This is a genomic window from Janthinobacterium tructae (assembly GCF_006517255.1).
Classification (GTDB): domain Bacteria; phylum Pseudomonadota; class Gammaproteobacteria; order Burkholderiales; family Burkholderiaceae_D; genus Janthinobacterium; species Janthinobacterium tructae.
Window position 1 is genome coordinate 236334 of sequence record NZ_CP041185.1, and the last position, 25341, is coordinate 261674.

The following is a 25341-nucleotide window of genomic DNA, read 5'->3' on the forward strand; positions in this document are numbered from 1 at the left end:
CAGTATTATACAAAAAATCGAATTTACAGAAAATTCTGAAAACTCAAAAAGTATAGAGATGCCGACCACGCCACTGTCCTTGCCCCGCTTTATCCTTCCCCGCGCCGCCAGCCTGGCGCAAGGTGGCGCCGCCTTGCTGTGGCTGCCACAAGCGGCCTTGCTGGCCTGGGCCGTGCAAGCCATGCTCGATGGTGCACCGTGGCGTGCGGCCCTGCTGCCGGCCGCTGGCGTGCTGCTGCTGGGTGTGCTGCGCGCCGGCGGCGAAGCGTGGGGCGCGCGGCGCATGTATGCGGCGGCGCGCGACCACCTGTCCACCTTGCGCGCCCAGGTGGCGCAAGCGCTGGCGCAGCGTTCGCCGCTGGACCGCCAGCGCGCGCAGTCGGGGCAGGCGGCCAGCGTCATCGCCGAGCAGGCCGAAGCCATCGTGCCGTATCTGGTGCGCTACAAGCCGGCGCGCTGGAAAGTGCTCACCGTGCCGCTCGTGATTCTCGCCGTGGTGACGCCGCTGTCGTGGATCGCCGCCTTGATCCTGCTCATCGCCGCGCCCCTGATTCCCGTCTTCATGGCTCTGGTGGGCATGGGCGCGCAAGCGGCCAGCCGCGCGCAGATGGTGGAAATGGGCAGCATGAATGCCTTCCTGCTGGATCGCCTGCGCGGCCTGGCCACCCTGCGCGCGCTCGACGCTGTCGACGCCACGGCCGAACGCCTGGACGCCTCGTCGCAATCCGTGCGCCGGCGCACGATGGTGGTGCTGCGCATCGCCTTTTTGTCGTCCGCCGTGCTGGAACTGTTTTCCGCGCTGGGTGTCGCCATGGTGGCGGCGTTTATCGGTTTCTCCTTGCTGGGCAGCATCAATTTCGGCACCTGGGGCCGCGAACTGAGCCTGGGACAGGGCTTGTTCATCCTGCTGCTGGCGCCCGCATTCTTCGAGCCCCTGCGCGAACTGGCCGCCGTCTGGCACGACAAGGCGGCCGGCGAAGCGGGCCTGGCCGGCCTGCACGACCTGGCGGCCGATGGCGTACCCCTGCCTGGTGCCGGTGTGGAAGTGGCCGCCGTTTCCGCCGCCGCCATGGCGGTGGCGCCGCCACCGGCCGTCGAACTCCATCAACTGCGCTTTGCCCATCCCGGCGAAGCGCCCGTATTCGAGCGCTTCGACTTGACGGTGCGCGCCGGTGAACACGTGGCCCTGCTGGGCGCCAGCGGCGCCGGCAAGACCACCTTGCTGTCCCTCCTGGCCGGCTTGCTGCCCGTCAGCGATGGCGAGATCCGCATCGGCGGCGTGCGCCTGACTGACAGCACCGTCAATACCTTGCGCCAGCGCATGGCCTGGATGGGCCAGCGTCCGCACGTGTTTGCCGCGTCCGTCAGCCAGAATGTGACCCTGGGCCGCCTCGGTGCGAACGCTGCGCAGGTGACGCAGGCGCTGCACCTGGCCGACCTGGCTAGCGTGGCGCAGGCGCAGCCGGCCATCATGCTCAGCGATGGCGGCCAGGGCTTGTCCGGCGGCGAAGCCGTGCGCCTGGCGCTGGCCCGCGTGGCCCTGCATCCGCATGCGGACTTGCTGCTGGTCGATGAACCGACGGCCCACCTGGACAGCGAAACGGCGGCGCGCGTCACGGACGCCTTGCTGGAATTGGCCAGGGGCAAGACGATGCTCGTCGCCACGCACGACCCCGTGCTGGCCGGCCGGCTGCAGCGCGCGGTGCAGGTCGATGTCCGGGCGCAGGCACAGGAGCACGAACAGGAACAGCCAGCATGAAAACTTCCCTCATATCGAACCCCGTCCTGCGGCAATTGCTGCTGGCCCAGCCCGGCAAGCTGATCGGGGGGGCCTTGCTGGCGGCCCTGACGGCGGTGGCCGGCATGGCCTTGTTGGGCTTGTCCGGCTGGTTTATTACCGCCACCTCGATTGCCGGCCTGCATGCCTCGACGGCCATCCTGTTCGACGTGTTCGGCCCGTCGGCCGGCATCCGCCTGCTGGCCATCGGCCGCACGGGTTCGCGCTATGCGGAACGGCTCGTCACGCACGACGCCACGTTCGCCGCGCTGGCCAGCATCCGCGTGCAACTGTTCCGCGGCTGGTCGCGCGCGGAAGCGGCCAGCCGCCTGCTGCGCCAGCCGGCCAAGCTGCTGTTTCGCCTGACGGCCGATATCGACGCGCTCGAATCGCTGTATTTGCGCCTGCTGGTGCCGGCCTTCACGGCACTGTGCGTGGCCTTGCTGGCCGGCGTGGCGCTGGGCGTGATGCAGTGGCAGCTGGGTCTGGGCCTGGCCGCGTGGCTGCTGCTCGCCGGCGGCGGCATCAGCTGGCTCGTGGCGCTGCGTGCCCGCCGTCCCGCCATCGTGCGCTCGCGTGCCATCGAAAAATTGCGTTCCGGCACCATCGACCTGGTGGCGGGTCAGACGGACCTGGTGATGGCGGGCCGCATCGATGCCCAGTGCGCCGCGCTGGGGCAGATCGACCGAGCGCTGGCACAAGCCGATTTCGCCCTGCTGCGCCTGGAGACGGCGGCCGGCGCCGCATATGGCGTGGCCGGCAGCGCGACCCTGGCAGGCGTACTGCTGGCCGTGGCCGCGCTGGTGCAACAGCAAACGCTGAACGTGCCGCTGGCGGCGCTGGCCCTGCTGATCGCCCTGACGGCCGTGGAGCCGTTTGCGGGGCTGCGCCGCGGCGCGCTGGAAGCAGGGCGCATGCTGCTGGCCATGCGCCGCCTGGCGCCGCGCCTTGACGGCAATGAGGTGGCGCTGCCGCCCTTTGACGCCGCACCGGGCTTGCGCCTGGAACACGTCAGCGCCGCGCATGCTGGCAGCCAGGTCGCCATTTTGCATGACGTATCGCTGCATATCGGCGAGGGCGAGCGCGTGGCTTTGATCGGCCCCAGCGGCGCGGGCAAGTCCACCTTGCTGGCCATCGCCGCGCGCGAGCTGGCGCCGCTGTCGGGAACGGTGGCCGCACCGCGCGCCTGTTTGTTCACCCAGAAGACGGAACTGTTCCAAGACAGCCTGCGCGACAACTTGCGCCTGGCCGACCCGTCCGCCAGCGATGCGCAGTTGTGGGCGGCGCTGCAAGCGGCCGGCCTGGACGACGAGGTGCGCGCCCTGGCGGGCGGCCTCGACACGCAACTGGGAGAGGGCGGCCTGGGCTTGTCGGGCGGGCAGGCGCGGCGCCTGGCGCTGGCGCGGCTGTTCCTGCACGAATCGACCTTGTGGCTGCTGGACGAAGCGACGGAAGCGCTGAATGCGCAGGTGGCCATCGATGTCTTGCAGCGCCTGCGCGCGCGCAGCGACGGACGCAGCTTGCTGATTGCAACCCACTTGCGGCGCGAAGCGGCGCTGGCGGACCGGCTGGTCAGCCTGCGCGATGGCCGCATCGTCGGTGACGCGCGCCGGGGCACAGCCGCCTTCGAGGCGGCGCTGGCCGGCTTGCGCGGAGATTGATGGGCGGGCGGCACAGCCCGATAGTTTACAGCAGCAGAAGCTATCGAACAGCCGCATATGGATACCAGGTTTACACTTACAGTAGGGAAACACCAAGGAAATCATATGGACTTCGATATTGTCGCTTTATCCAGACTGCAGTTCGCGCTGACAGCTCTGTACCACTTTATATTCGTTCCGCTGACGCTCGGCCTGTCAGTGATCCTCGCCATCATGGAGACGGTTTACGTGATGACGAACCGCCCCATCTGGCGCGACATGACCAAGTTCTGGGGTGTCTTGTTCGGCATCAACTTCGCCATGGGCGTGGCGACGGGCATCGTCATGGAATTCCAGTTCGGCATGAACTGGAGCTATTACAGCCATTATGTGGGCGACATTTTCGGCGCGCCGCTGGCCATCGAGGGGCTGATGGCCTTCTTCCTGGAGGCGACCTTCGTCGGCCTGTTCTTCTTCGGCTGGGACAAGCTGTCCAAGCGCGGTCACCTGATCACCACCTGGCTGGTGGCCATCGGCTCGAACTTCTCGGCCCTGTGGATCCTGATCGCCAACGGCTGGATGCAAAATCCCGTCGGCGCGGCTTTCAATCCGCAGACCATGCGCATGGAAGTGACGGATTTCGGCGCCGTGCTGACGAATCCCGTGGCACAGGCGAAATTCGTGCACACGGTGTCGGCCGGCTATACGGCGGCTGCCATTTTCGTGCTGGGTATTTCCGCCTGGTATCTGCTGAAGGGCCGTCACGTGCAGCTGGCCAAGCGTTCGATGACGGTGGCCGCCTCGTTCGGCCTGGCCGCCACCTTGTCGGTGGTGGTACTCGGCGATGAAAGCGGCTACCTGTCGTCCGAACATCAAAAGATGAAGCTGGCCGCGATTGAAGCCATGTGGACCACGGAGCCGGCGCCCGCCGCCTTCACGGCCTTCGGCTTCCCCGACGCGCAAGCACGCGAGACGCATTACGCCGTGCACATCCCGATGGTGATGGGCCTGATCGGCACGCGTTCGCTGACGACGGAAATCCCCGGCATCGAGCAATTGGTCGATCGCGGCGAGCTGCTGATCAAGGATGGCATCAAGGCCTATGACGCGCTGCAAACCATCCGCAGTGTGGCGCCGGGCGCGCCTGTGCCGCAGGACGCGAAGGACATGTTCGAGTCGAAAGGCCAGTCCCTGGGCTATGCCTTGTTGCTGAAACGTTATGTCGACGATCCGCGCCAGGCCACGCCCGAGCAGATCCACAAGGCCGCGCTCGACACCGTGCCGCCCGTGGGGCCATTGTTCTGGTCCTTCCGCGTGATGGTGGGCCTGGGCATGTTCTTTATCTTGCTCACCGGCACATTCTTCATCCTGTCGACGCGCCGCACACTGGACAAGCACCGCTGGCTGCTGAAGCTGGCCGTATTCGCCATCCCGCTGCCGTGGGTGGCGATTGAGGCGGGCTGGATCGTGGCCGAAGTGGGCCGCCAGCCGTGGGTCATCGAAGGCGTGCTGCCAACGGCCGTGGCTGTCTCCAACCTGGGCGCGACGACTTTGCTCATCACCATTGCCGGCTTTGCCGCCATCTACACCGTGCTGTTGATTATCGAAATGAAGCTGATGCTCAAGGCCATCCGCAAGGGGCCGGAAGAAACGGCGCCGGCCCCCGTGCCAGCGGCGGCAGCCATTCATACTCAACGCGCCTAAGGAGGGCCGGACCATGATTTTGCATGAAATGATTTCTTACGAAACACTGCGCCTGATCTGGTGGCTGCTGATCGGCATCTTGCTGGTGGGCTTTGCCATCACGGACGGCTTCGACCTGGGCACGGGCATCTTGCTGCCTTTCGCCGGCAAGACGGACCTGGAACGCCGCGTCATCATCAACAGTATCGGTCCCGTGTGGGAAGGCAACCAGGTGTGGCTGATCCTCGGTGGCGGCGCCATCTTTGCCGCCTGGCCGCAACTGTACGCCGTCTCGTTCTCGGGCTTTTACCTGGCCATGTTCGTCATCCTGGTGGCGCTGATCGTGCGTCCCGTGGCGTTCAAATTCCGCAGCAAGCGCGAAGATCCGCGCTGGCGCGCCCGCTGGGACGCGGCCCTGTTCGTGGGCGGCTTCGTGCCGGCCCTGATCTGCGGCGTGGCGATCGGCAACGTGCTGCAAGGCGTGCCGTTCCGTTTTTCGCCGGACATGCACATCTTCTATGACGGCACGTTCTTTGCGCTGCTCAACCCGTTCGCCTTGCTGTGCGGCCTCGTTTCGGTGGCCATGCTGGTGATGCACGGCGCCACCTGGCTGCAGCTGAAAACGGACGGCGCCGTGGCTGACCGTTCGCGCCGCTACGGCAGCGTGGCGGCGATCGCCACCGTGGTGCTGTATGCGGCCGCCGGCGTGGCCCTGTGGCTGTGGGTCGATGGCTACCGCGTCACCAGCGCCGTCGTCGTCGATGGCCCGTCGAACCCCATGCTGAAAACGGCAGAAGTACACGTGGGCGCCTGGTTCCTCAACTTTGCCGCCCATCCGTGGACCTGGATCGCTCCTGCCTTCGGCTTGCTGGGCCCCCTGCTGGCGTTCGCCTTCCTGCGCGCGCGCCGCGAAGTGCCTGCCTTGCTGGCCAGCGCGGCGAGCATCGCCGGCATCATCCTCAGCGTGGGCGCGGCCATGTTCCCGTTCATCCTGCCATCGTCGATCGATCCGCGCGCCAGCCTGACCGTGTGGGATTCCTCGTCCAGCCACATGACCCTGTTCATCATGCTGGTCGTCACGGCCGTCTTCATCCCCCTCATCGTGGCGTACACGACCTGGGTATATAAAGTACTGTGGGGCAAGGTTGACGGCAAAGCCATCGAAGACGAAACCGGTCACGCTTATTAAGAATTAAGGAAAGGAACTAACTATGTGGTATTTCGCCTGGATACTGGGTCTTCCGCTGGCGGCGACGTTCGCCGTGCTCAATGCGATGTGGTATGAAATTGCCGATGGCGACACGACGCCCGAGCAATACCGTGACACGCCGAAGTAGGCGCGTGTCGGCTTGACTGGCCCCGCCCTGCGCGATGGTTTTACCATCGCTGCCCGGCGGGGTTTTTTTTTATGCTTGTTCACGGAGGTCCGGAAAGCAGCCACAGGAACAGGAATGCGCTGAAGAAAGGCTCGCTTTGTTGTACGAGCAACATAGAAATCGTCTCCATGCGGGCAGAGATTTGCGACGTAAATTTATGTATTTTGTTTTATTTTCGTTGTTTTCGTTAATTTTAATTGGCTTTGCGTAAAATTGGCATAAATTCGATGTAAAATAAGTTGCCTCTTATAAAAATAAAATGATCTTTCAATAAGAAATTTGACTTTGAATGATCGCCTGCCATATATGCGAGAGTCGTGTTGCTCCGCAGGTGAAGCAGAGGCAAGCACAGCTAATATAAGGAAACATCATGCATATGTTACGAGCACTCAAACTGTCGCACCGTTTAGCTGTGCTGATTGTGATCTTTTCAGCCGGCTTCATCCTCTATGGCCTATGGTCGTTCAAGACTTTGCACGAATGGAAAGTGAACGGTCCTGTCTACCAGAAAATTGTGCAAAGCAAGGATCTGATTGCGGACGTGTTGCCACCACCGGAATACATACTGGAATCCTATCTGGTCACTTTTCAGCTGATGGCGACCGATGATCGTGCCGAACAGGCGCAGTTAATCGCACGCTTTACAACGCTCAAACATGATTACGATGAACGCCATGTGTTCTGGACGCGTGAGAAACTCGATGCCGATATCGCCGAGCTGTTGCTGAACAAGTCCCATGCGCCGGCTCAGGACTTCTATACGGTGGCACTGCAACAGTTCATTCCCGCAATAGAGGCACAGGATAAGGCTGGCGCCGCGGTGGCGATGAAAAAATTAACGATCAGTTACATCCAGCATCTGCAGGCAATCAACCGGCTGGTCGAGATGACCACCCAACGCGCGTCGGCGATAGAGGCGGAGTCGGGCGCGCGCATCACGGTAGCGAACAGCTTGCTGTTGGCGATATTGGTGCTCTCGCTGGGCACGGGGATTGCTGTGGCTGTGCTCATTACCAGGAGCATTACCAGACCACTGCAGGACGCCGTGCAGCTTGCCCGTATTGTCGCTTCCGGTGATCTGCGTAGCGTTATCGCGACCGATTATCACGACGAGCCGGGCGAATTGATGAGTGCTCTGAAAAGCATGAATGAGAGCCTGCGTCACACGGTGGGCCGCGTGCGCAGCGGTACTGAAACCATTTCGACTGCCTCGCAGGAAATCGCTGCTGGAAATATGGACCTCTCGGCGAGAACGGAGGCACAGGCCGGTGCACTGGAACAAACGTCGTCGGCGATGGGGGAGTTAACCAGCACTGTGCAGCAGACTGCCGAAAACGCTCAGCAAGCCAATCAACTGGTCTTGTCGGCTTCAGCGGTAGCGCTGCAGGGCGGGCAAGTGGTCGACCGTGTCGTCGCGACCATGGTATCCATCAAGGACAGCTCAAAGCGTATCGTCGAGATCATTTCCGTGATTGACGGCATCGCCTTTCAGACCAATATTCTGGCCCTGAACGCGGCTGTCGAAGCCGCGCGCGCCGGTGAACTGGGGCGCGGTTTTGCTGTCGTCGCGTCGGAGGTGCGCACCCTGGCGCAACGCTCCGCCAGTGCCGCCAAAGAGATCAAGCAGCTGATTGCCGAGTCGGTCGAAAAAGTCGAGCTTGGCAGCAATCTGGCCGACGAGGCGGGCGGCACGATGCAGAAAATTGTCTCCTCTGTGCAGCAGGTGGCGGGCATCATGGGGGAAATCGCCGTCGCCAGCCACGAACAAAGCGACGGCATCAAACAGGTGAATCAGGCCATCAGTCAGATGGATGCAGTGACCCAGCAGAATGCCGCCCTGGTCGAACAGGCCACAGCGGCAGCGGCCAGCATGCAGGAGCAGGCGCACAATATGATGCAGGACGTGCGCGTGTTTAAATTGCTGGCGTGTGCTGATTGACCGGTCTTACGCTCCAGAACAGCGCTTGGCCGGCCAGGAAAAGCATGGGACTCAGGCCGGCGTCTTGCTGACCGGCTTGGGGATGGCTACGGCAATCGGATCGCTGGCCGGAAAGCTTTCCTTGAGCGCTTCATCCAGCGCTTCTTCGGCATGGCTTTCGCTGGCAGGCGTGGGCGAATCGCGCTCCGGTGGCGGGGCGGGCGTGGTGGCGGCGTTGGTGCTCGAATGCATGGTCATCCCCTTGCGGTGGTGTGCCACGCGGCCGGAATGGCCGTGGCACATGCTGATGTTTCCAGCCTAGCACATCGCGTAAAAAAAGCGCGCCCGTTGCGCCTGCCCAAGGGGAGGATGGCGGCGTCTGCTACACTGCGCTCCACTTTCAGCTACGGAAACACCATGACTTCCATCTCCCTGCCGTACCGCGCCACCGCCCTTGAAGCCTGTGCCTGGCTGGCGCAACAGACGGGCACGCCGTGGACCCTGGCGCGCCTGCTGGAGCAGGGCGGCTTGCCGTATGTCTGGCTCGATTACAGCGACGCCTGGGCCGAGCTGTTCCATGACGGCGTAACGCGCTATGCGGCGCCCGTCGTGTTTATCGGCGACAAAGAGCACCTGGCTTCGGGGGCGGACGACGCGTGGCTGCGCTTTACGCGCGACTCCGGCAATATCGCCATCGAACTGAAGGCGCCGGGCTTGCGCGTGCCGCTCGACGGCTTGCACTTCCAGGAGCGCGACTTATTGCGCTTGCTCAAGGAGTTGCAGCACCCGCAGCCGGCCGAGCCGGAAGCCGGAGCTGACAATGCAGCGCCGTTTGTCTTGCCCAGCGCCCTGAAGGGCCTGGGGCGCGAGCAGATTTTGATTGCCTTTGGCGGCGTGGGCAAGGTTGACCTGGACAAAGGCATGGCCAGTGGCGTGGGCATCTTTGGCGACGATGGCGCACGCGTGCGCAAGAATTCGCGCGGCGGCAAGAACAGCCACCTGTGGCATCCCGTCACCCTGGCGTTCGGCTTGCACGACGTGCACCGCGTGCCGATGGCGCACCTGAAGAAGGCGTTCGCCACGCAGCCCTTGCTGCGCGACTGGAAGGCGGACTGGCTCGAGTCGCTGCGCCTGCTGGGCGAGTAAAGGGCAGGGACAGTCCTACAGCTCGATGGGTGCGACCTCGGTGCCGATATCGGGCGCTGCGTAATGCACGCTGAAATACACGAAAGCGCCGATATTGAGGGCGACCGTGATCCAGAACAGCACGCGGAACGAACGCTTGCCGGACTTGTGGCGCAGCCATTGCTGGGCCAGCACGGCGCCCGGCCAGCCGCACAGCAGTCCCAATAGCAGCAAGGTGCGCTCCGGGGTGCGCCAGCGCCCCTGTTTGGCGGCCGACTTGTCGATCGCATAGGCGACGAAACAGCTCAGGCTCAGCACGCCATATACGAGGGCTACCAGGGCGGGGATGTGGAAAAAGAACGTGGCCAGTAAATACAGAACGACAAAGAACAGGATGACAAGGTAGGGCATAGGATGTGGTGGCTTGAGCGGGGGCGTGAGTATCCCACACGGGGAGCGATGCTGCTGTCTAAAATAAACAGCCTTGCGCCATATCAACATGCACGGCGCGGCGGCGGGCGTGGCCCGTCTTCAGCGCTTCGCGGTCGCTGGACAGGCCGATGCCTTCCAGCGTCAACAGGGTTACCTTGGCATGCAGGCCGCCCGCAAAGCCCGTCAACTCGCCCGTGGCGCCGATGACGCGGTGGCAGGGGGCGATGATGGAAATGGGATTCTTGCCGTTGGCGGCGCCCACGGCGCGCACGGCGGCGGGACGGCCGATCTGGCGCGCGATCTCGCCATAGCTGCGCGTCTGGCCGTACGGTATCGTCAGCAGCGCGCGCCAGACTTCCTGCTGGAATGGCGTGCCGGAAAAATCGAGCGGTACCGCAAATTGCTGGCGCGTGCCGGCAAAATACTCGCCCAGCTGGCGCGCCGTTTCCTGCAGCACGGCGCAACCGTCAGCGACGCGCATCTCGCCCAGGCGCACGCGGTTCGGCTTGTCGTTTTCCCACAAAATCGCGGCCAGCGCCGCGCCGCGCGCCACCAGGGTCAGCTCGCCCACGGGCGAGGGCATCACGAGGCAGTCGTATTGCATGTGTCTTCCTGTGTCTTCCTTGCTCAGATAACGCCAGTGTAGCAGGATGGCGGCGTGCCGCGTATTGCGTGTAGGATAGCGTTTTTCGGCATGGAGCACTGGCTTTGACGACGATCCCCACCTATGACGCCATCCGCGCGATTGCCGTGCGGCTGGTGCAGGAACACTATCCCACGGCCGTGGCGGCCATCATTGGCGGCTCGTTTGCCACGGGCCGGCAGACGCCCAGTTCCGATATCGATTTGCTGCTGCTGTTCGAGCACGTCGATTGCGCCTGGCGCTCGACCATCGTGGCCGAAGGGCGCACGGTGGAACTGTTCGCACACGACGTGGCCACGTTCACGTATTTTTGCAAGGAAATGGATGCGCCCGGCGGAACGGTGCCGCTGGCGCACATGGTGCTGGAAGGGGGAAACATCCTCGTCGCCGGCGACGCCTATGCCCGGCTGCACGCGCTGGCGCACGCCATCGATGCTGCCGGGCCGCCCGTGCTCGACGCGGAGAACTTGCAACGGCGCCGCTACGCCATCACCACCGCGCTGGAAGACCTGGTCGACAGCACGCAGCCGGGCGAGGCGCTGGCCGTGGCCTGCCAGCTGTATGGCGCGCTGGCCGACCTGTACTTGCGCGCGGCTGGTGTATGGAGCGGCGGCGGTAAGCACCTGTTCCGTTGCCTGCAGGCATTTGACGAGGCCATCGCCGGGCAGCTGGACGGGGCCTTGCGCCTGGTCGCTAGCGACTTGCCGGCGGGCCAGCGTGCGTTCGAACACGTCACCGCCGCCGTGCTGGCGCCCGTGGGCGGGCCCTTGCTGCATGGCTTCTGCCTGCCGGCGCCCGCGCACTGGCGCAGCGCGCCGGCAGCTTGAGGTATTGCAGCCGGCTTAGAACGCCGTGCGCACGGCCAGGCTGACGTTGCGCGGTTCGCCCCAGAACACGCTGTCGTAGAAGCCTACGGTGCGGTAGTACTTTTTATCGAGCAAGTTATTCACGTTCAGCTGCACGCTGGCGTGGCGGTTGATGGCATAGCTGGCCATGGCGTTGACCAGTGCATAGGCCGCTTGCGGGATATTCGTCATCTCGCCCGATGGCGGGCGGCCGTACCACGATGCGCTGTAGGTGGCGCTTTGCGCCGTCATGCTGGCGCCCGCTTTCAGCCCTGCCAGGCGGCCGTCGAAGCGGTAGCTGGTGGCCAGGCGCAGCAAATGGCGCGGCTGCGTGGTGGCGGCGCGGCGGCCATCGGCCTCGGCTGCGTGCAGATAGGTATAGCCGCCGCTCGCTTCCCAGCCGCGCGATAATTGGCCGGAAATGTCGAACTCGACGCCCTTGGCCGTCACGCCGGTACCATTGGCCACCATGGCCTGGCTGCCGTCGGGCAGCAAAAAGCCGGGCGGTACCGTGCGGTCCAGCTCGGCCATGTTCTTTTTCTTCGTGTGGAACAGTGCGGCCGACGCGTTCAGCTTGCCTTCATAAAATTCGCCCTTGACGCCCAGTTCCGCATTGTCGCCCGTTTCCGGCGCCAGGAACTGGTTGTTGCGGTCTTTGCTCGATTGCGGGTTGAACAGCTGCGTGAAGCTGGCGTAGGCCGAATATTGCTTGTTGATGTCGAACACGGCGCCCACATACGGCGTGACTTCATTGCGCGTTTCCACCAAGCCGCCGCTGCCCGTGTACGCGCCCCGCTTATCGTAGCTGCGTGTGTCCGTGCGGTAAGTACTGCTGCGCGCGCCGATGATCACGTGCAGCGGGTCGGCCAGGCTCAATCGCGTGGCCACGTAGCCGCCCGCCAGGCGCGTGACGGTTTCCGTGTGCGAGCCATCCGGGTGGAACACGGGGCGGGGAATGTTGCCCGTCCAGCTGCGATAATCGGGGACGATGTTCGGGTAGTTGATTTCCGCTTTGCCGCCCAGCGAGCGGGCGCGCTGGTTGCCGCCGTTCCAGCCGACGATGGCCGTGTGCTGGCGCCCCAGCAAGGTGAACGGGCCGCTGGCGTAGACATCAAAGTTGTCGCCCGTGCTCTTGCCCGCGCCCCAGGCGCCCGTCCACAGGCGCATGCCTTTGCCCGTGGCCGGGTCCGGGTAGCCCGCGCCCGCGTAGGCGACGGTGGTGCGGTTCGTGCTTTCCGTGCGCGCATAGCCCAGGTGCATGTTCCAGTTGCCGGGCAGGCGCTGGTCCAGCGACGTGAATACGGTGTGCTGCTTGTTGGCCCAGGTGCTCCATGGCGTCGTGAGGCTGGTGTTGCGCGGCAAGTTCGCCAGGCTGCCATCCGCATTCCAGTAGGGTACGGCGCCCCAGGTGGCGCCTGTCGGCGTGTTGTCCTGGAAGTCGACGCCGGCCGTCAGCAGGGTGCCGGGGCGCAAGTCCGCCTCAAGGATGAGCATGCCGACTGTCTTGCGCTCGTGATACATGTCCAGATAGGAATCGCGTTTTTGCCAGGCCAGGGCCGTGCGTGCGCGCACGCTGCCCTCCGCGTTCAGCGGCGTGGAGAGGTCGGCTTCGAAGCGCTGGTCATCCCAGCGGCCCATGATGAGGCCGGCGCTGGCCTGGAACTCTTTCGTCGGCCGCTTGCGTATCATGTTGATGGTGGCCGAGGGGTCGCCCGTGCCGCCCATCAAGCCAGTGGCGCCGCGCACCACCTCGATGCGGTCGTACAGGATGGTGTCTTGCAGCGGCGCATTGCCGCCGCGCGCCATGCCGTCAATCTGAAGATTGTTGATGCCGAAGCCGCGCGCATAAAACCGCGTGCGCTCGGTGTCGTTCTGGCCCACCTGGATGCCTGTTGTCTGGGCCAGCGCCTGGTCCAGGCGCACGGCGCCCAGGTCGTCGAGCAACTGGCGCGTGATGACGCTGACCGATTGCGGCGTCTCGCGCAAGGACAGGTCCATGCGCGTGGCACTGCGCGTTTCGCCTGCCGTGTACGATTGCGTGCCTTCCGTCGTCGCTGTCGACTGGCCGGTCACGGTGACGGCCGGCATGGTGACGTCGGCCGCAGCGGCATCGGCGGCCTGGGCCGGCAGGGCCACGCCAGCGGCAAGGCTGAGCAGGCTGATGTGTAATAAACGGGGTAGGGGGCGCAAGGCGGGCTGGCGCGAAGAAGAGAAGACTGTCGTTGATGGCATCATTTTCCTGGAATATTTTAGTCGTGTGTTTTCCTATCTCGTCTGGCGAGGTGCGCAGTAGCTGGGGGGATGGCATGACGCTGGCCCGTGGTCTGGCTTGGATAGCAGTTCCACCGCAAGGCCCGGCGCGGTCGGGCAGTGGAAAAGAAGGGCGCGCGATTCCCCTCACTTTAGTGAATAAGAATCATTATCAATATAGATGGTATTTGCCAAATAATCAAGCGTGTCCACCAACATAGTGCGACAGGCCAATGGAGGCGCATCGTCCGGCCTTCTGCGATAATGCAGGCGCTGATAAAATATTTTCCTCATTGAAAGAAATGCATGCGTACATGGATCGCTTGTGCCGGATGGTTGTGTGTCGTGTCGCTGGGGCAAGCCCAGGAACACGCGCCGCCGCTGGCTGTTCCCGCGCCGCTGCACAGCGCCAGCGTGCCGCCCGCCATGGATGCCGCATCCGCCACATCTGTTGCGTCGGCGGCGGCGCCCGCAGAGGACGCCTTGCCATCGCAAACGGTGACGATCACGGCCAATAGCGACGCCAAGGCGCCGCGCATCCGTTTCATGGCTTACCGCGAGAGTTATCTGACGGCCAGGAAAGTGTGGCAAGTGTCGAGCGGCAGCGTGGTCATGGCCCTGCGCCTGATTCCCGCCAAGCTCAGCGCCACCATCGACGATGTGCGCGTGGCCCTGCAAGGCAATGGCGCTGCCGTGCCGATCAAGGTGTCTGCCGGCGGCGTGTTTGTCGTGCCGCTCAACGACGACATCGCCGCGCAAGATGGCACTTTCCTGGTGAACAAGGGCAGGGGCGAGCTGACGGCCAATATCGTGCTCCAGCCGTCCGTGGCACGCGACGCGTGGAATGTCACGCGTGTGGGGCAAGTCCTGCACGATGCGCGGCGCGCCGTGCGGGCCATCACGCCGTGGTACAAGCGGCCATTCGCCAGCGATGTGCAATCGCTGGCCTTTTGCGCGAGCGAGCGGGGCGGTGCTTTGCAGCTGATGGATGGCGAGCAAATGATCGCCACCTTGCCCATGAATGAACCGGCCGTCAACGACATCAATCAGCCCGTGTTTTGCAAGATTTTCGACGGCGAAGACAAATACCCGGGACACTACCGCGTCGTCCTGCCCGAGCAAGCCACGGTGCTGCTGCTGTAGCGGCTAGTTGGGCTGGCGCTGCACCAGCTCCAGCGCCGCCGCCAGGGCCAGATCCATGGTGGCCTGGTGGAAGATCAGCCATTGCGGCAGCAGCGACAGCGCATGGCGTCCCTGTTCCAGGTCGCCTTCATCGACGGCGGCCCACGCATGGTGCAAGCCGCTGAGCACGCGCGCATGCTGTTCCCGGTGATTCGCCAGCGAGGGGAAGGCGATTTGTTCCATCAAATCCTCTTCCTCGCGGAAATCGCGCTCGACGGCCGCAATCAGCTCGCGAAACGCCACGCTGAAATGCTGGTCGCTCAACTGGCCCAGCCGCGCCAGCTCCTGAAACAGCGCCTCATGTGCCTCGTCGATGGCCGGAACGCCCAGCGCCATCTCATCTTTCCAAGCCGATATACCCATGCCGATGCTCCCGGTTAAGTCCGTCGCGATGTGAAGCGGACTGTTCCAGTGTGGCCGCAGCGTAGGGGGAAATCCATGATCTGGATCAAAAATATGGTGAAGAGGGGGAAGGTTGAGGCACTGAGAAATGAAGGAAACGGGGAACAAATCACCATCCGCAATAAAGCGGTTTTAATGATGCGCCGAGTTACCGAGTGCCGCCGCGCTTTTTAATGCTTGGGCCAGCGGGCCCAGAGAGCTTGTGCGTCTACATTCGGTACCTGCATCTGCTGCACGGCCGACGTCTGCATCGCGTCGCGCAGTACGAGGGGCACCAGCAGCAAGGCCGACAAGGCAAGGCAGGCCAGCACTTTGAGCGTCAACATGGTCGTCTCCCGGTGTCCCGGTGGCGCGCGGGGATGCGGGGCCTGCCGGTCACTTCCTATGTACTACCATGCTTGCAGTTTAGTTCATCTGATTGAGACGTCAACTAATTGCTGTGATGCACCGCACCAGTTCACCTGTTGCCAGGGGCTTATTTGGCCTTGCGGCTGCGCCGTGGCTTGGCAGCTGGCGGCAGGAAGGAATCGAACCACACTTGCGTCAACTGCCGTGTATTTTTTGCCGCTTCACGCTTGACCGCGGCCGTGGCGTGGCCGCGCGCCGTGTTGGCGATGCGGTTGGCGGCGCTCAGGTACATGCTCATCCAGGGGTTTTTCATGGGGTGCCTCGCAGATAGTGGGTGGTGCGGCGCGGGTATGTCCCCAGGCCGCGATGTCCCCACTCTAGTCCGATGGCTGGCGCTGACTGTGCGCCCGCCCACATAGCCGGGCGGTGCTGGCAATGTGCTGAGGCAGATCAATACACGTCGCGGCGGTAGCGTCCCGCCGCCAGCAGGGCGTCGAGGCCTTCCTGGCCCAGCACTTCTTGCAGCACAGCATCGATTCCTGCCGCCATGCCTTGCAGGCTGCCGCATACGTAGACGATGGCGCCTTGCGCCAGCCAGTCGCGCAGTTCATCCGTGCTGCTGCGCAGGCGGTCCTGCACGTATTCACGTTTGCCACCTTCGTCACCATCGCGCGAAAAGACACGGTCCAGGCGCGCCAGGTGGCCAGCGTCCAGCCAGCCTTGCAACTCTTCGCCGCAGACACTGTCAAAAGCTTGCTGCCGCTCGCCGAACAGCAGCCAGTTGCGGGCCAGACCCGCCCGTTGGCGCGCGCGCAGGTGCGCACGCAGGCCCGCCAGGCCGGAACCGTTGCCGATATAAATGCAGGGCACGTCGACCAGGGCAGGGGCGAACGCGGGATTGGCTTGCAGGCGCAGGCGGATGGTGGCGCCCGGCGGGGCGAAGCGCGTGAGCCAGCCGGAACAAATGCCCTGGCCCTCGTTTTCGCTGCCCGCATGGCGCTCCTGGCGCACCAGCAACTGCAGTTCGCCATCCGATGGCAGCGAAGCGAGCGAGTAGCTGCGCGGTGCATGTTGCGCACCGTGCGCGTCACCCTCGCTGCCGTCCGCGTTGCATCCGATGATTACCGCCAGCGCGCCCGCTTCCCAGGTGGCGCCGGCCGGACCCGTCAAGGTGATTTCATGCAGTTCGCCGCCCAGGCTGCCAGGGTTGAGCAGCACGCGGCGCAGCAAACGCCAGTCTTCGTATGATGCCTGTTCCTGCACGCCGATGGCGTCGATGGCGCTGCCGCTGCAACGGGCCAGCGCTTGCGACCAGTCGGCCAGGGCGGCGGGGTCGTGCTTGTCCACTTCGATCAGGGGGAACAAAGGCGTGGCGCCCAGCGCGCGCAATTGGCGCTCCAGCGCATGGCCGAAGCCGCAGAAGTCGCTGTAATGGCGGTCGCCCAGGGCCAGCATGCCCACTTCCAGGCCTGCCAGCGGCGTGCCCGTCGTTTGCTGCAGCAGGCGCGCGAAGCGGCGCGTGCCGTCCGGCGCTTCGCCTTCGCCAAAGGTGCTGGCGACGATCAGGGCCCGCTCGTACTGGCGCAATTGCGCGGGATCAAAGCGCTCCAGCGACTGCACATCGACGGCCACGCCAGCCTGCTGCAGGGCGCGCGCGCTTTCCAGGGCCAGGCGCTCGGCCTGGCCCGACTGGCTGGCGTAGGCCACCAGAGTGGGCAAGCCAATATCTTGCTTGCCCGCAATATCAGCCAGCAGAGCCCGCTGCGCCTGCACAGCGCGCTTGGCCTTGCGGCGGCCCAGGTACAACATCCAGCCCGTGATGGCGAACAGGGGCAGGCCCAGGCTGGCGAGGGTGACGATGATGCGGCCTGGCAAGCCGAAATACGTGCCCATGTGCAGCGGATAAATGATGTTGACGAGGCGCGCGCCCAGCGCCTGCCGGCTGTACGGCTCGTTTTCCGTGAGCGTGCCGTCGGCCGGGGCAATGCTCATGCGGCTGCGCGCCCGCTCGTGTGGCGCATCGCTGGCCAGCCACGTGAATTGCACGGCTTCGCCGGCGCGCACGGGCAGGCGCAGCGTGGCCAGGGTCCAGCCGGGGGCGTGTTGCTGGAAGCTGCTCCAGGCCAGGCCGATGTCAACGGCCGGCGATGGCTCTTTCGGCGCGCCTTTCTTGCCCGGTGCTTGCGCCGCCCGCGGCGGCTTGCCGGCCCAGGCATCGATATTGTCGCGCACCACGTCATAGCTCCAGTAAATGCCCGTCAGGGTCAGCGCCACGTACACGACCAGGCACCAGGTGCCGGCCACGGCGTGCAGATTCCACAAAAACGAGCGGCCTTTTAATGCAGGATCGAAGGTCAGCCAGGTACGCCAGTCCAGCGGACGGCGGGGCCAGCGCAGGTACAGGCCTGAGAGTGCCAGGCCCAGCAGGCACAGGGCCAGCGCGCCCGCCACTTGGCGGCCCGGATCGCGCGGCAACAGCAGCCAGCGGTGCAGCGACTCCGTCCACTCGAAAAATTCCGCTCCCGCCAGCGCCGGCTGGGTCGCGCCCGTGTACGGGTGCACATAAATGGACGCGCCGCGCCGCTGGCCGTTCTTTGGCGCGAAGAACAGGCGTGGCGCCGCGCCAGCCTGCGCATAGATGGTGATGGAGGCCACGCGCTGGCCGTGTTCGGCGGCGGCAATGTTGCTCAGCTGGGCCGGCGTCAGCGGCGCGCGTGTTTCCACGGGCACATGGCGCACGCCGGGGTTCATGACGTCGAGCAATTCATCCTTGAAGGCCAGGGTGGCGCCGCTCAGGCCGATGATCACCAGCACCGTGCCGGCCGTGATGCCGATGAACCAATGCAATTGAAACCAGACCTGCTTCCAGCTCCAGTGCCAGCGCCGTCGTTGCGGGGCGGCAAGCTGGCGCTGCTGGCGAGTCTGCGGCGCATCGTCGACGCTGGCGCGCGGCAGGGGTTGTGGCAGGGAGGAGGTCGTCATGAAGCGGCTTTCGATAGCGCTGCCATGCAGGGCATCAGGCATGGCGGGGAAGAGAAGGCTGATATAGTAACGCAAACGAGAATCATTCGCAAATGATGGCGCGCTGTTTTCGCGGGGCGGGGGTCATCCTCGTTTGCCTGATTGGCCGCTATAGGCGCTACAATAGGGATACTGTTCACTAGTTTCCATTGCCGCCATGACCACTTCCACACCGAATCTCGTCGTCACCCCGTCCGCCCACCCCTTGTCCGACGCCGAGCGCGCCGCGCGCATGGTCAATCCCGCCTTCGGCCGCATCTTCACCGACCACATGGTGGTGATTCCTTACCGTGACGGCAAGTGGCAGCAAGGTGAACTGAAGGCTTATGGCCCCTTGATGCTGGACCCGTCCGCTTCATCGCTGCATTACGGCCAGGCCATCTTCGAAGGCTATAAAGCGTTTGCCCAGCCTGATGGCAGCATCAAGACTTTCCGTCCAGAACAGAATGCCGAGCGCTTCAACCGCAGCGCCGCACGCCTGGCCATGCCGGCCATTCCTGTCGAGCTGTTCCTGGAAGCGGGCGATGCGCTCATTGCGCAAGACCGCAACTGGGTGCCGAAGAACACGGGCGAAAGCTTGTACATGCGTCCGCTGATGATTGCCACCGATCCTTACCTGGGCGTGCGCCCATCGGAAGAATACCTGTTCGTGCTGTTCGCCTCGCCGGCCGGCGCCTATTTCCCGAAAGGCGTGAAGCCCGTCACCGTGTGGATCAGCGAAGACTTCGTGCGCGCCGCGCCCGGCGGCACCGGTGAAGCCAAGTGCGCAGGCAACTACGCGGCCAGCCTCATGGCCCAGTCGCAAGCGCAAGAGAAGGGCTGCGACCAGGTTGTGTGGCTCGACGCCGTGCACCGCGAATTCATTGAAGAAATGGGCGGCATGAATTTGTTCTTCGTCTACAAGGATGGCGAGAAAATCACGGTCGTGACGCCGGAACTGACGGGCACTTTACTGCCAGGCATCACCCGCCGCAGCCTGCTGGAAATGGCGAAAGACCTCGGTTATGCGACGGAGGAGCGTAAGTTGTCCGTCCAGCAATGGCGCGACGACATCGCTTCGGGACGCATGACCGAAGTGTTCGCCTGCGGCACGGCCGCCGTCATCACGCCCGTGGGCGTGGCCAAGGCGAATGGCTTTGAAATGACCATCAACAACAATGAAAACGGCGCCGTCACGCTGGCCCTGCGCGAAGCGCTGCTGGGCTTGCAGCATGGCACGGCACCGGATACCCACGGCTGGATGCACAAGGTTTGCTGATCAACTTGCTTGATTGATACCGCGCCGGCACGCAGTTGCCGGCGTTTTATATTCTGAAAAGGAAACTTGATGCAATTTCGAACTGTTGTGCCCGCGCTGGCCGCCGTTTTCCTCAGCTTGTCCGCTGGCGCCGTCCACGCGGCCGACGCCACCTGCGCCATTCCGCGCAACGTCAGTTATGTCGATTACGACGTCAAACCGTCGGACGAGAAAAACACCTGCTACAAGCAAAGCACCAACGTGCCTACCGATTACTTCATGCTGGCGCTGTCGTGGTCGCCAGGCTTTTGCGACAGCCAGCGCCGCCGCGGCGCAGTGTCGAAGAAGGCCGCCTTCCAGTGCGCCGAGAGCAATCAGTTCGGCTGGATCGTGCATGGCCTGTGGGCGCAGTCGGCCAATCCCGCCACGTGTGAAGACATTTCCGTGACGCCACCGCGCAAGACGGACATGCATCCGCGCTATTGCAAGGGCAATTTGCCCAAGCTGGCGCCGTCGGAGATCCTGCCCTACATGTGCATGCAGCCGGGCGAAGCCTTGTTGCAAGGCGAATGGGAAAAGCATGGCGCCTGCGATTTCGACACGGCCAAGCAGTATTTCGAGAAGGAACGCGAACTGTTCCAGGCATTGAAGTTACCGGACAGCACCATGCCGAAAAATGAACTGTTCCAGTGGATGAAGCAGCACAACCCGCAACTGAAGGGCCGCTGGCTCGGCTATGAAAAGCACTCGGGCGAGCTGCGCATCTGCTACTCGAAGGATTTCAAGGTCATCGACTGCCAGAAGTAAGCTTGCCGCTCCTGCAGCTTTCTTTCATCCATGCTAGTGTATTGCCCGGATTAGCAAGATGAACAGGTAGTGTTTTTATGCGGCAGTCTATGCAGCGGTCTATGCAGCAGCAAACGCAAGCCGTGATGGTGGGTGAGGACGGCTTGCCGCCCGGCGCCCGTTTATGGGCCATGCTGGCGCTGGCCATCGGCGTGGGCATGGCCTCGCTCGATACGGCGATCGCCAACACGGCCTTGCCGGCCATCGCCAGCGAGCTGCACACGACGCCGGCCGCTTCCGTCTGGATCGTCAACGTGTACCAGCTGGCGATGGTGGCGACCCTGCTGCCGTTTTCCGCCCTCGGCGAAATCGCCGGCTACCGTCGCGTGTTTATCTCCGGCATGCTGTTATTTACCCTGGCGTCGCTCGCCTGTGCGCTGGCCTGGTCCCTGCCGTCGCTGGTGGTGGCGAGGCTGTTTCAAGGCGTCGGCGCCAGCGCCATGATGAGCGTCAATACGGCGCTGCTGCGCGCCCTGTATCCGAAACATTTGCTGGGACGTGCATTCGGCAACAATGCGCTGGTGGTGGCTGTCGCGTTCGCCATCGGCCCCACGGCCGCCTCGCTGATCCTGGCGACGGCGTCGTGGCCGTGGCTGTTCGCCATCAATGTGCCGCTGGGCGTGGCGGGCTTCTTCCTCGCCAGCCGCATGCTGCCGGCCACCAAATTGTCCGGCCACACGCTCGATACGCGCACGGCGCTGTACAACGTGGGCGCCTTTGGCTTGCTCATCTTGCTGTTCGGCGACGCCGCCCATCACGCGTCCGGCGCCGTCCTGCTGGCGGAACTGGTGGCCGTGGCCGTGTTCTTTGTCCTGTTGCTGCGCCGCCAGGCGGGACATGCGGCGCCCATGCTGCCGATCGATCTGTTCCGCCGCCCCCTGTTTTTGCTGTCTTCGCTGACGGCCATCTGCACCTTTGCCGCGCAGGGACTGGCGTTCGTCTCGCTGCCGTTCTATTTTGAAGTGACGCTGGGCCGTTCGCCCGTCGAAACGGGTTTTTTGATGACGCCGTGGGCCGTGCTGGTGGCCGTGATGGCGCCCGTGGCCGGGCGCCTCAGCGACCGTTACTCGCCGGGCGTGCTGGGCGGCATCGGCCTGGCCGCGCTGGCCGGCGGTTTGCTGACACTGGTGTGGATACCGGCCCACCCCAGCGCGTTTGACATCGGCTGGCGCATGGCCTTGTGCGGCATCGGTTTCGGCTTCTTCCAGGCCCCCAATCTGAAAGCCATCATGGGCAGCGCGCCGCCCGAGCGCGCAGGCGGCGCCAGCGGCGTGGTCGCCACCTCGCGCCTGATCGGCCAAGCCACGGGCGCGGCGCTGGTCGCGTATTGCTTCACGGTTTCCGCAGCCAAAGGCACGACGTATGCGCTGTGCCTGGCGGCAGGGTTTGCCGCCGTGGCCAGCGTCGCCAGCTTTGCGCGTCTGGTGGTGGCGCAGCCGGCGTGGCTGGCCGGCAAGCGCGACTGACCTGCAGGTGTCAGACGTCGATGGCCTTGTCCGACTGCATGCGCTTGCGCAATTCGAACTTCTGGATCTTGCCGGTGGACGTGCGGGGCAGGGGGCCGAAATAAATGGCTTTCGGCACCTTGAAACCGGCCAGGTTGTTCTTGCAGAAGGCGATCAATTCCGCTTCCGTCACGCTGGCACCTTCGCGCAGTTCGACGAAGGCGCATGGCGTCTCGCCCCATTTTTCGTCCGGCTGGGCGATGACGGCGGCGGCCAGCACTTGCGGGTGGTGGTACAGCGCGTCTTCCACTTCCACGCTGGAAATATTCTCGCCACCGGAAATGATGATGTCCTTGCTGCGGTCCTTCAGCTTGATATAGCCGTCCGGATACATCACGCCAAGGTCGCCCGTGTGGAACCAGCCACCGGCGAAGGCTTCCTGCGTCGCCCTTTCATTCTTCAGGTAACCCTTCATGCAGATGTTGCCTCGGAACATGATCTCGCCGATCTGTTCGCCATCGGCCGCCACATGCTGCATGGTTTCCGGGTCGATCACGGCGACGGCGCTTTGCAAGTGGTAGCGCACGCCCTGGCGCGACTTTAATACGGCGCGCTCTTCCTGGCTCAAGGCCGCCCACTCGTCCTGCTCGGCGCAGATGGCGGCGGGGCCGTACACTTCCGTCAAGCCATACGAGTGGATCAAGTCAAAGCCCATGGCTTCGATCTTCGCCACCATGGCGGCCGGCGGCGGCGCGCCGGCTACCATGCCGCGCACGGTCCAGTCGATTCCCTCGCGCCAGTTGGCGGGCGCGTTGGCCAGGGCTGCGTGCACGATGGGTGCCGCGCAATAGTGGGTGATGCGCAATTCGCGCATCAGGTCGAACACCAGTTTCGGTTCGAACTTGCGCAGACACACGTTGACGCCGGCGCGCGCGGCAATGGTCCACGGGAAGCACCAGCCATTGCAGTGGAACATCGGCAATGTCCATAAATACACGGCATGCTTGGGCATGTCCCACTCTAAGATATTCGACAGGGCATTCAGGGCCGCGCCGCGGTGGTGGTAGACCACGCCTTTCGGGTCCCCCGTGGTGCCGGACGTGTAGTTGAGGGCGATGGCGTCCCACTCGTCGGCAGGCGGCTGCCAGTCGTAATCGGGGTCGCCACTGGCCAGCAAGCTTTCGTAGTCGAGGTCGGAAAAGGCCTCGACTTCCGGTCCCAGCACGTCATTGACCTGGATCACGCGCAGGCCCGGAATCTGCGCCGCCATCTGGCGTGCCAGCCCGGCAAATTCCGTGTCGGCCAGCAAGACTTTTGCGTGGCCATGGCGCAGCATGAAGGTCAGCGCCGCCAGGTCGAGGCGGATATTCAGGGCGTTGAGGACGGCGCCGGCCATGGGCACGCCAAAACTCGCTTCCACCATGGCGGGCGTGTTCGGCAGCATCACGGCCACCGTGTCGCCCGTGCCCACGCCCAGCTTGATGAGGCCGGAGGCCAGGCGGCGCGTACGCGCATAGGTTTCGCGCCAGGTCTGCCGCACGGCGCCATGTGCAATTGCCAGGCGATTGCCATATACTGCCGCTGCCCTGGCGATATAGTCGAGCGGGGTGAGGGCGGCGTAGTTGGCGCTGTTTTTGTCGAGGCCGGTATTGAAATCAGGTGTCATGCTTGTCTCCTGTTAAATAAAATTCTGTAGCTCCCTGTTTCGGGATTGATACCGGTTAGCATAGCACCGGTGCTGGAAAATCACTGTCATCTTAGTGACAACTGAAGGATGGAATGGATAGCAACGATAGTGTAGACCGTGCGGTGCCGGAACTCGATAGCCATGACTGGTTCACGGCCCTCGATGCGCGGCATCAGGCCCTGTTGCGCGCCGGCAGCGTGCTCCGCCATTACGAGGCGGGGGCCTTCATCACGCGGCGCGGCGAACCGTCGGCGCACTGGATAGGCGTGCACACGGGCTTGATCAAGCTGGCCGTCTACAACGCCGATGGGCGCGGCGCCACGTTTTCCGGCGTGCCGGCCGGCGGCTGGTGCGGCGAGGGCAGCGTGCTCAAGCGCGAACTGCGCCGCTACGACGTGGTGGCCGTGCGCGCCGCAAACATCATCCTGGTGCCGGTGGACCTGTTTCACCTGCTGCTGGCCGAGAGCCTTTCCTTTAACGCCTTCGTCATCCGCCAGCTGAACGAACGCATGGGGCAATTCATCGCCACCATCCAGAACCAGCGCCTGCTGGCCGTCGACGCGCAAGTGGCGCAAGCGATTGCGCAGCTGTTCCACCCCATGCTATATCCGCGTACCTCCAGCGTGCTTGAGCTGTCGCAGGAAGAAATTGGCTTGCTGACCGGCATTTCGCGCCAACGGGTGAACCTGGCCCTGGGCCGCCTGGCCGAACTGAAACTGATCAGCATCGCCTACCAATCCATCCGCGTGGTGGACCTCGACGGCTTGCGCCGCTATGGCGTGGCGTCGCTGTGATGACAGACTGCTTTCCTGATGTGTGGCATGCTGGCGGCTCGTTCACCACATTAACCTGACGCATGGCCCTCGTTTCCGATCATCCCTTGTACTTGCTGGGCTTGCGTTTTCCGCTCCGGCTGCGCGTCACCGTGCGTCAGGGTTTTGTCACCTTGCACAATGAAATCACGACCAAGAAACTGGGCAGCGGCGACAGTTTTGTCGTGCCCGCTTTTTTGCGCTTCGCCTGCGACGTGATGCCGGGACGGGGCAAGCCGGCCGTGTTCACCCTGGCGCTGGAAGGCGACGAGCCGGATGGCGGCCACGGCGGCGGCAAGCGCTGGAGCCAGGCGCTGGCGCAGCACATCTTTGATACGCCGCAAGGCAAATGGACGGCGGCGCGCCTGGCGGCCCTGTGGCAAGTGACGCCGCACAAGGCCCGCGCACGCCTGTTTGCCGAGGGCGAGGCATTGCTCAGCCTGGTGCGCGAACAGCGCCTGGCGCATGCGCTGCACACGGCGGCGCAAGCGGGCTCCGATGGCGAAGGTGGCGAGCGCGACCTGGCACAAGTGGCGGCCGGCTCCGGTTTCGCCTCGATCCCCGCGTTTTGCGACGCCTGCGTGGACGTGGCGGGCGTGCGCCCCAGCCTGTTCCTGCGGGGACAAGCGGGCGCGCCTGCGCTACGCGAAAGCCATACTCCGCTATAATCGG

General features: G+C 64.1%; 23 protein-coding genes. 14 read left to right on the plus strand and 9 right to left on the minus strand.

Annotation, left to right across the window (positions count from 1 at the left end; all coding sequences use genetic code 11):
* Positions 1-58: 58 nt before the first annotated feature.
* The 6 genes from cydD to FJQ89_RS01125 all read left to right on the plus strand — a co-directional run bounded on the left by cydD (position 59) and on the right by FJQ89_RS01125 (position 8415).
* Entirely contained in the window at positions 59-1759 is a 1701-nt protein-coding gene (cydD, locus tag FJQ89_RS01100) for a thiol reductant ABC exporter subunit CydD (protein WP_141168693.1), read from the plus strand.
* Positions 1756-3438: an amino acid ABC transporter ATP-binding/permease protein gene (locus FJQ89_RS01105; RefSeq protein ID WP_141168694.1), complete on the plus strand. Its 1683-nt coding sequence runs from the start codon at positions 1756-1758 to the stop codon at positions 3436-3438. The genes cydD and FJQ89_RS01105 overlap by 4 nt, the downstream gene beginning before the upstream one ends.
* Positions 3439-3543: 105 nt before the next feature.
* Entirely contained in the window at positions 3544-5121 is a 1578-nt protein-coding gene (locus tag FJQ89_RS01110; protein ID WP_141168695.1) for a cytochrome ubiquinol oxidase subunit I, read from the plus strand.
* A gap of 13 nt (positions 5122-5134) precedes the next feature.
* A complete protein-coding gene (cydB, locus tag FJQ89_RS01115; RefSeq protein ID WP_141168696.1) occupies positions 5135-6289 on the plus strand; it encodes a cytochrome d ubiquinol oxidase subunit II in 1155 nt (384 codons plus the stop codon).
* Between the two features lie 22 nt (positions 6290-6311).
* Positions 6312-6437, plus strand: coding sequence for a cytochrome bd-I oxidase subunit CydX (gene cydX / locus FJQ89_RS01120; RefSeq protein WP_070258990.1), 126 nt, complete (start codon positions 6312-6314; stop codon positions 6435-6437).
* A gap of 409 nt (positions 6438-6846) precedes the next feature.
* Positions 6847-8415: a methyl-accepting chemotaxis protein gene (locus tag FJQ89_RS01125; protein WP_243136341.1), complete on the plus strand. Its 1569-nt coding sequence runs from the start codon at positions 6847-6849 to the stop codon at positions 8413-8415.
* 51 nt (positions 8416-8466) lie between these two features.
* Here FJQ89_RS01125 and FJQ89_RS01130 read toward each other — a convergent pair whose 3' ends face one another.
* Positions 8467-8646, minus strand: coding sequence for a hypothetical protein (locus FJQ89_RS01130; RefSeq protein ID WP_141168697.1), 180 nt, complete (start codon positions 8644-8646; stop codon positions 8467-8469).
* Between the two features lie 165 nt (positions 8647-8811).
* On the opposite strand from FJQ89_RS01130, the gene FJQ89_RS01135 reads away from it, so the two are divergent.
* Positions 8812-9540 (plus strand): hypothetical protein, encoded by a 729-nt coding sequence (locus FJQ89_RS01135; RefSeq protein ID WP_141168698.1) that lies wholly within the window; start codon positions 8812-8814, stop codon positions 9538-9540.
* A 15-nt stretch (positions 9541-9555) separates the two neighbouring features.
* On the opposite strand, the gene FJQ89_RS01140 is transcribed toward FJQ89_RS01135, so the two are convergent.
* On the minus strand, positions 9556-9930 hold the full coding sequence (locus tag FJQ89_RS01140) for a DUF1294 domain-containing protein (protein WP_141168699.1): 375 nt from the start codon (positions 9928-9930) through the stop codon (positions 9556-9558).
* Positions 9931-9988: 58 nt separating this feature from the next.
* Complete coding sequence (locus tag FJQ89_RS01145) at positions 9989-10555, minus strand: methylated-DNA--[protein]-cysteine S-methyltransferase (RefSeq protein ID WP_141168700.1); 567 nt, start codon at positions 10553-10555, stop codon at positions 9989-9991.
* Between the two features lie 104 nt (positions 10556-10659).
* On the opposite strand from FJQ89_RS01145, the gene FJQ89_RS01150 reads away from it, so the two are divergent.
* Entirely contained in the window at positions 10660-11421 is a 762-nt protein-coding gene (locus tag FJQ89_RS01150) for a nucleotidyltransferase domain-containing protein (RefSeq protein ID WP_168208318.1), read from the plus strand.
* Positions 11422-11436: 15 nt separating this feature from the next.
* On the opposite strand, the gene FJQ89_RS01155 is transcribed toward FJQ89_RS01150, so the two are convergent.
* The gene (locus FJQ89_RS01155) at positions 11437-13671 is read right to left on the minus strand and encodes a TonB-dependent siderophore receptor (RefSeq protein WP_168208319.1); all 2235 of its coding nucleotides are present in this window, start codon (positions 13669-13671) and stop codon (positions 11437-11439) included.
* Between the two features lie 324 nt (positions 13672-13995).
* On the opposite strand from FJQ89_RS01155, the gene FJQ89_RS01160 reads away from it, so the two are divergent.
* A complete protein-coding gene (locus FJQ89_RS01160) occupies positions 13996-14832 on the plus strand; it encodes a hypothetical protein (protein WP_141168703.1) in 837 nt (278 codons plus the stop codon).
* Positions 14833-14835: 3 nt separating this feature from the next.
* Here the strand turns inward: FJQ89_RS01160 and FJQ89_RS01165 are convergent, their stop codons facing one another.
* The 4 genes from FJQ89_RS01165 to FJQ89_RS01175 all read right to left on the minus strand — a co-directional run bounded on the left by FJQ89_RS01165 (position 14836) and on the right by FJQ89_RS01175 (position 18603).
* Positions 14836-15234, minus strand: a complete 399-nt coding sequence (locus FJQ89_RS01165; RefSeq protein WP_071077924.1) for a bacteriohemerythrin — start codon at positions 15232-15234, stop codon at positions 14836-14838.
* 209 nt (positions 15235-15443) lie between these two features.
* Positions 15444-15599 (minus strand): hypothetical protein, encoded by a 156-nt coding sequence (locus tag FJQ89_RS27915; RefSeq protein WP_168208320.1) that lies wholly within the window; start codon positions 15597-15599, stop codon positions 15444-15446.
* 149 nt (positions 15600-15748) lie between these two features.
* Positions 15749-15934 (minus strand): hypothetical protein, encoded by a 186-nt coding sequence (locus FJQ89_RS01170; RefSeq protein WP_141168704.1) that lies wholly within the window; start codon positions 15932-15934, stop codon positions 15749-15751.
* Between the two features lie 137 nt (positions 15935-16071).
* The gene (locus tag FJQ89_RS01175) at positions 16072-18603 is read right to left on the minus strand and encodes a PepSY domain-containing protein (RefSeq protein WP_141168705.1); all 2532 of its coding nucleotides are present in this window, start codon (positions 18601-18603) and stop codon (positions 16072-16074) included.
* Between the two features lie 196 nt (positions 18604-18799).
* Between FJQ89_RS01175 and FJQ89_RS01180 the strand changes: the two genes are divergently transcribed.
* The 3 genes from FJQ89_RS01180 (at position 18800) to FJQ89_RS01190 (ending at position 22191) form a co-directional block, all read left to right on the plus strand.
* Positions 18800-19900, plus strand: coding sequence for a branched-chain amino acid aminotransferase (locus FJQ89_RS01180; RefSeq protein ID WP_141168706.1), 1101 nt, complete (start codon positions 18800-18802; stop codon positions 19898-19900).
* Positions 19901-19969: 69 nt separating this feature from the next.
* On the plus strand, positions 19970-20686 hold the full coding sequence (locus FJQ89_RS01185; protein WP_141168707.1) for a ribonuclease T2 family protein: 717 nt from the start codon (positions 19970-19972) through the stop codon (positions 20684-20686).
* Between the two features lie 101 nt (positions 20687-20787).
* The gene (locus FJQ89_RS01190) at positions 20788-22191 is read left to right on the plus strand and encodes an MFS transporter (protein ID WP_243136343.1); all 1404 of its coding nucleotides are present in this window, start codon (positions 20788-20790) and stop codon (positions 22189-22191) included.
* A gap of 10 nt (positions 22192-22201) precedes the next feature.
* On the opposite strand, the gene FJQ89_RS01195 is transcribed toward FJQ89_RS01190, so the two are convergent.
* Positions 22202-23836 carry an acyl-CoA synthetase gene (locus tag FJQ89_RS01195; protein WP_141168709.1) on the minus strand — a complete coding sequence of 545 codons (1635 nt, stop codon included), beginning with the start codon at positions 23834-23836 and terminating at the stop codon, positions 22202-22204.
* A 113-nt stretch (positions 23837-23949) separates the two neighbouring features.
* Between FJQ89_RS01195 and FJQ89_RS01200 the strand changes: the two genes are divergently transcribed.
* Both FJQ89_RS01200 and FJQ89_RS01205 read left to right on the plus strand, forming a co-directional pair.
* A complete protein-coding gene (locus FJQ89_RS01200; protein WP_141168710.1) occupies positions 23950-24651 on the plus strand; it encodes a Crp/Fnr family transcriptional regulator in 702 nt (233 codons plus the stop codon).
* Between the two features lie 62 nt (positions 24652-24713).
* Positions 24714-25337 (plus strand): AraC family transcriptional regulator, encoded by a 624-nt coding sequence (locus FJQ89_RS01205; RefSeq protein WP_141168711.1) that lies wholly within the window; start codon positions 24714-24716, stop codon positions 25335-25337.
* The last annotated feature ends 4 nt before the right edge of the window (positions 25338-25341 follow it).

Coding starts and splice junctions, on each gene's coding strand:
- FJQ89_RS01130 (WP_141168697.1), bottom strand. CDS start 8,646: ATGCATTCGAGCACCAACGCCGCCACCACGCCCGCCCCGCCACCGGAG.
- FJQ89_RS01140 (WP_141168699.1), bottom strand. CDS start 9,930: ATGCCCTACCTTGTCATCCTGTTCTTTGTCGTTCTGTATTTACTGGCC.
- FJQ89_RS01185 (WP_141168707.1), top strand. CDS start 19,970: ATGCAATTTCGAACTGTTGTGCCCGCGCTGGCCGCCGTTTTCCTCAGC.
- FJQ89_RS01170 (WP_141168704.1), bottom strand. CDS start 15,934: ATGAAAAACCCCTGGATGAGCATGTACCTGAGCGCCGCCAACCGCATC.
- FJQ89_RS01190 (WP_243136343.1), top strand. CDS start 20,788: ATGCAGCAGCAAACGCAAGCCGTGATGGTGGGTGAGGACGGCTTGCCG.
- FJQ89_RS01195 (WP_141168709.1), bottom strand. CDS start 23,836: ATGACACCTGATTTCAATACCGGCCTCGACAAAAACAGCGCCAACTAC.
- FJQ89_RS01175 (WP_141168705.1), bottom strand. CDS start 18,603: ATGACGACCTCCTCCCTGCCACAACCCCTGCCGCGCGCCAGCGTCGAC.
- cydD (WP_141168693.1), top strand. CDS start 59: ATGCCGACCACGCCACTGTCCTTGCCCCGCTTTATCCTTCCCCGCGCC.
- FJQ89_RS01145 (WP_141168700.1), bottom strand. CDS start 10,555: ATGCAATACGACTGCCTCGTGATGCCCTCGCCCGTGGGCGAGCTGACC.
- FJQ89_RS01105 (WP_141168694.1), top strand. CDS start 1,756: ATGAAAACTTCCCTCATATCGAACCCCGTCCTGCGGCAATTGCTGCTG.
- FJQ89_RS01125 (WP_243136341.1), top strand. CDS start 6,847: ATGCATATGTTACGAGCACTCAAACTGTCGCACCGTTTAGCTGTGCTG.
- FJQ89_RS01155 (WP_168208319.1), bottom strand. CDS start 13,671: ATGCCATCAACGACAGTCTTCTCTTCTTCGCGCCAGCCCGCCTTGCGC.
- cydB (WP_141168696.1), top strand. CDS start 5,135: ATGATTTTGCATGAAATGATTTCTTACGAAACACTGCGCCTGATCTGG.
- FJQ89_RS01180 (WP_141168706.1), top strand. CDS start 18,800: ATGACCACTTCCACACCGAATCTCGTCGTCACCCCGTCCGCCCACCCC.
- FJQ89_RS01200 (WP_141168710.1), top strand. CDS start 23,950: ATGGATAGCAACGATAGTGTAGACCGTGCGGTGCCGGAACTCGATAGC.
- FJQ89_RS01165 (WP_071077924.1), bottom strand. CDS start 15,234: ATGGGTATATCGGCTTGGAAAGATGAGATGGCGCTGGGCGTTCCGGCC.
- FJQ89_RS27915 (WP_168208320.1), bottom strand. CDS start 15,599: ATGTTGACGCTCAAAGTGCTGGCCTGCCTTGCCTTGTCGGCCTTGCTG.
- FJQ89_RS01135 (WP_141168698.1), top strand. CDS start 8,812: ATGACTTCCATCTCCCTGCCGTACCGCGCCACCGCCCTTGAAGCCTGT.
- FJQ89_RS01110 (WP_141168695.1), top strand. CDS start 3,544: ATGGACTTCGATATTGTCGCTTTATCCAGACTGCAGTTCGCGCTGACA.
- FJQ89_RS01205 (WP_141168711.1), top strand. CDS start 24,714: ATGGCCCTCGTTTCCGATCATCCCTTGTACTTGCTGGGCTTGCGTTTT.
- cydX (WP_070258990.1), top strand. CDS start 6,312: ATGTGGTATTTCGCCTGGATACTGGGTCTTCCGCTGGCGGCGACGTTC.
- FJQ89_RS01160 (WP_141168703.1), top strand. CDS start 13,996: ATGCGTACATGGATCGCTTGTGCCGGATGGTTGTGTGTCGTGTCGCTG.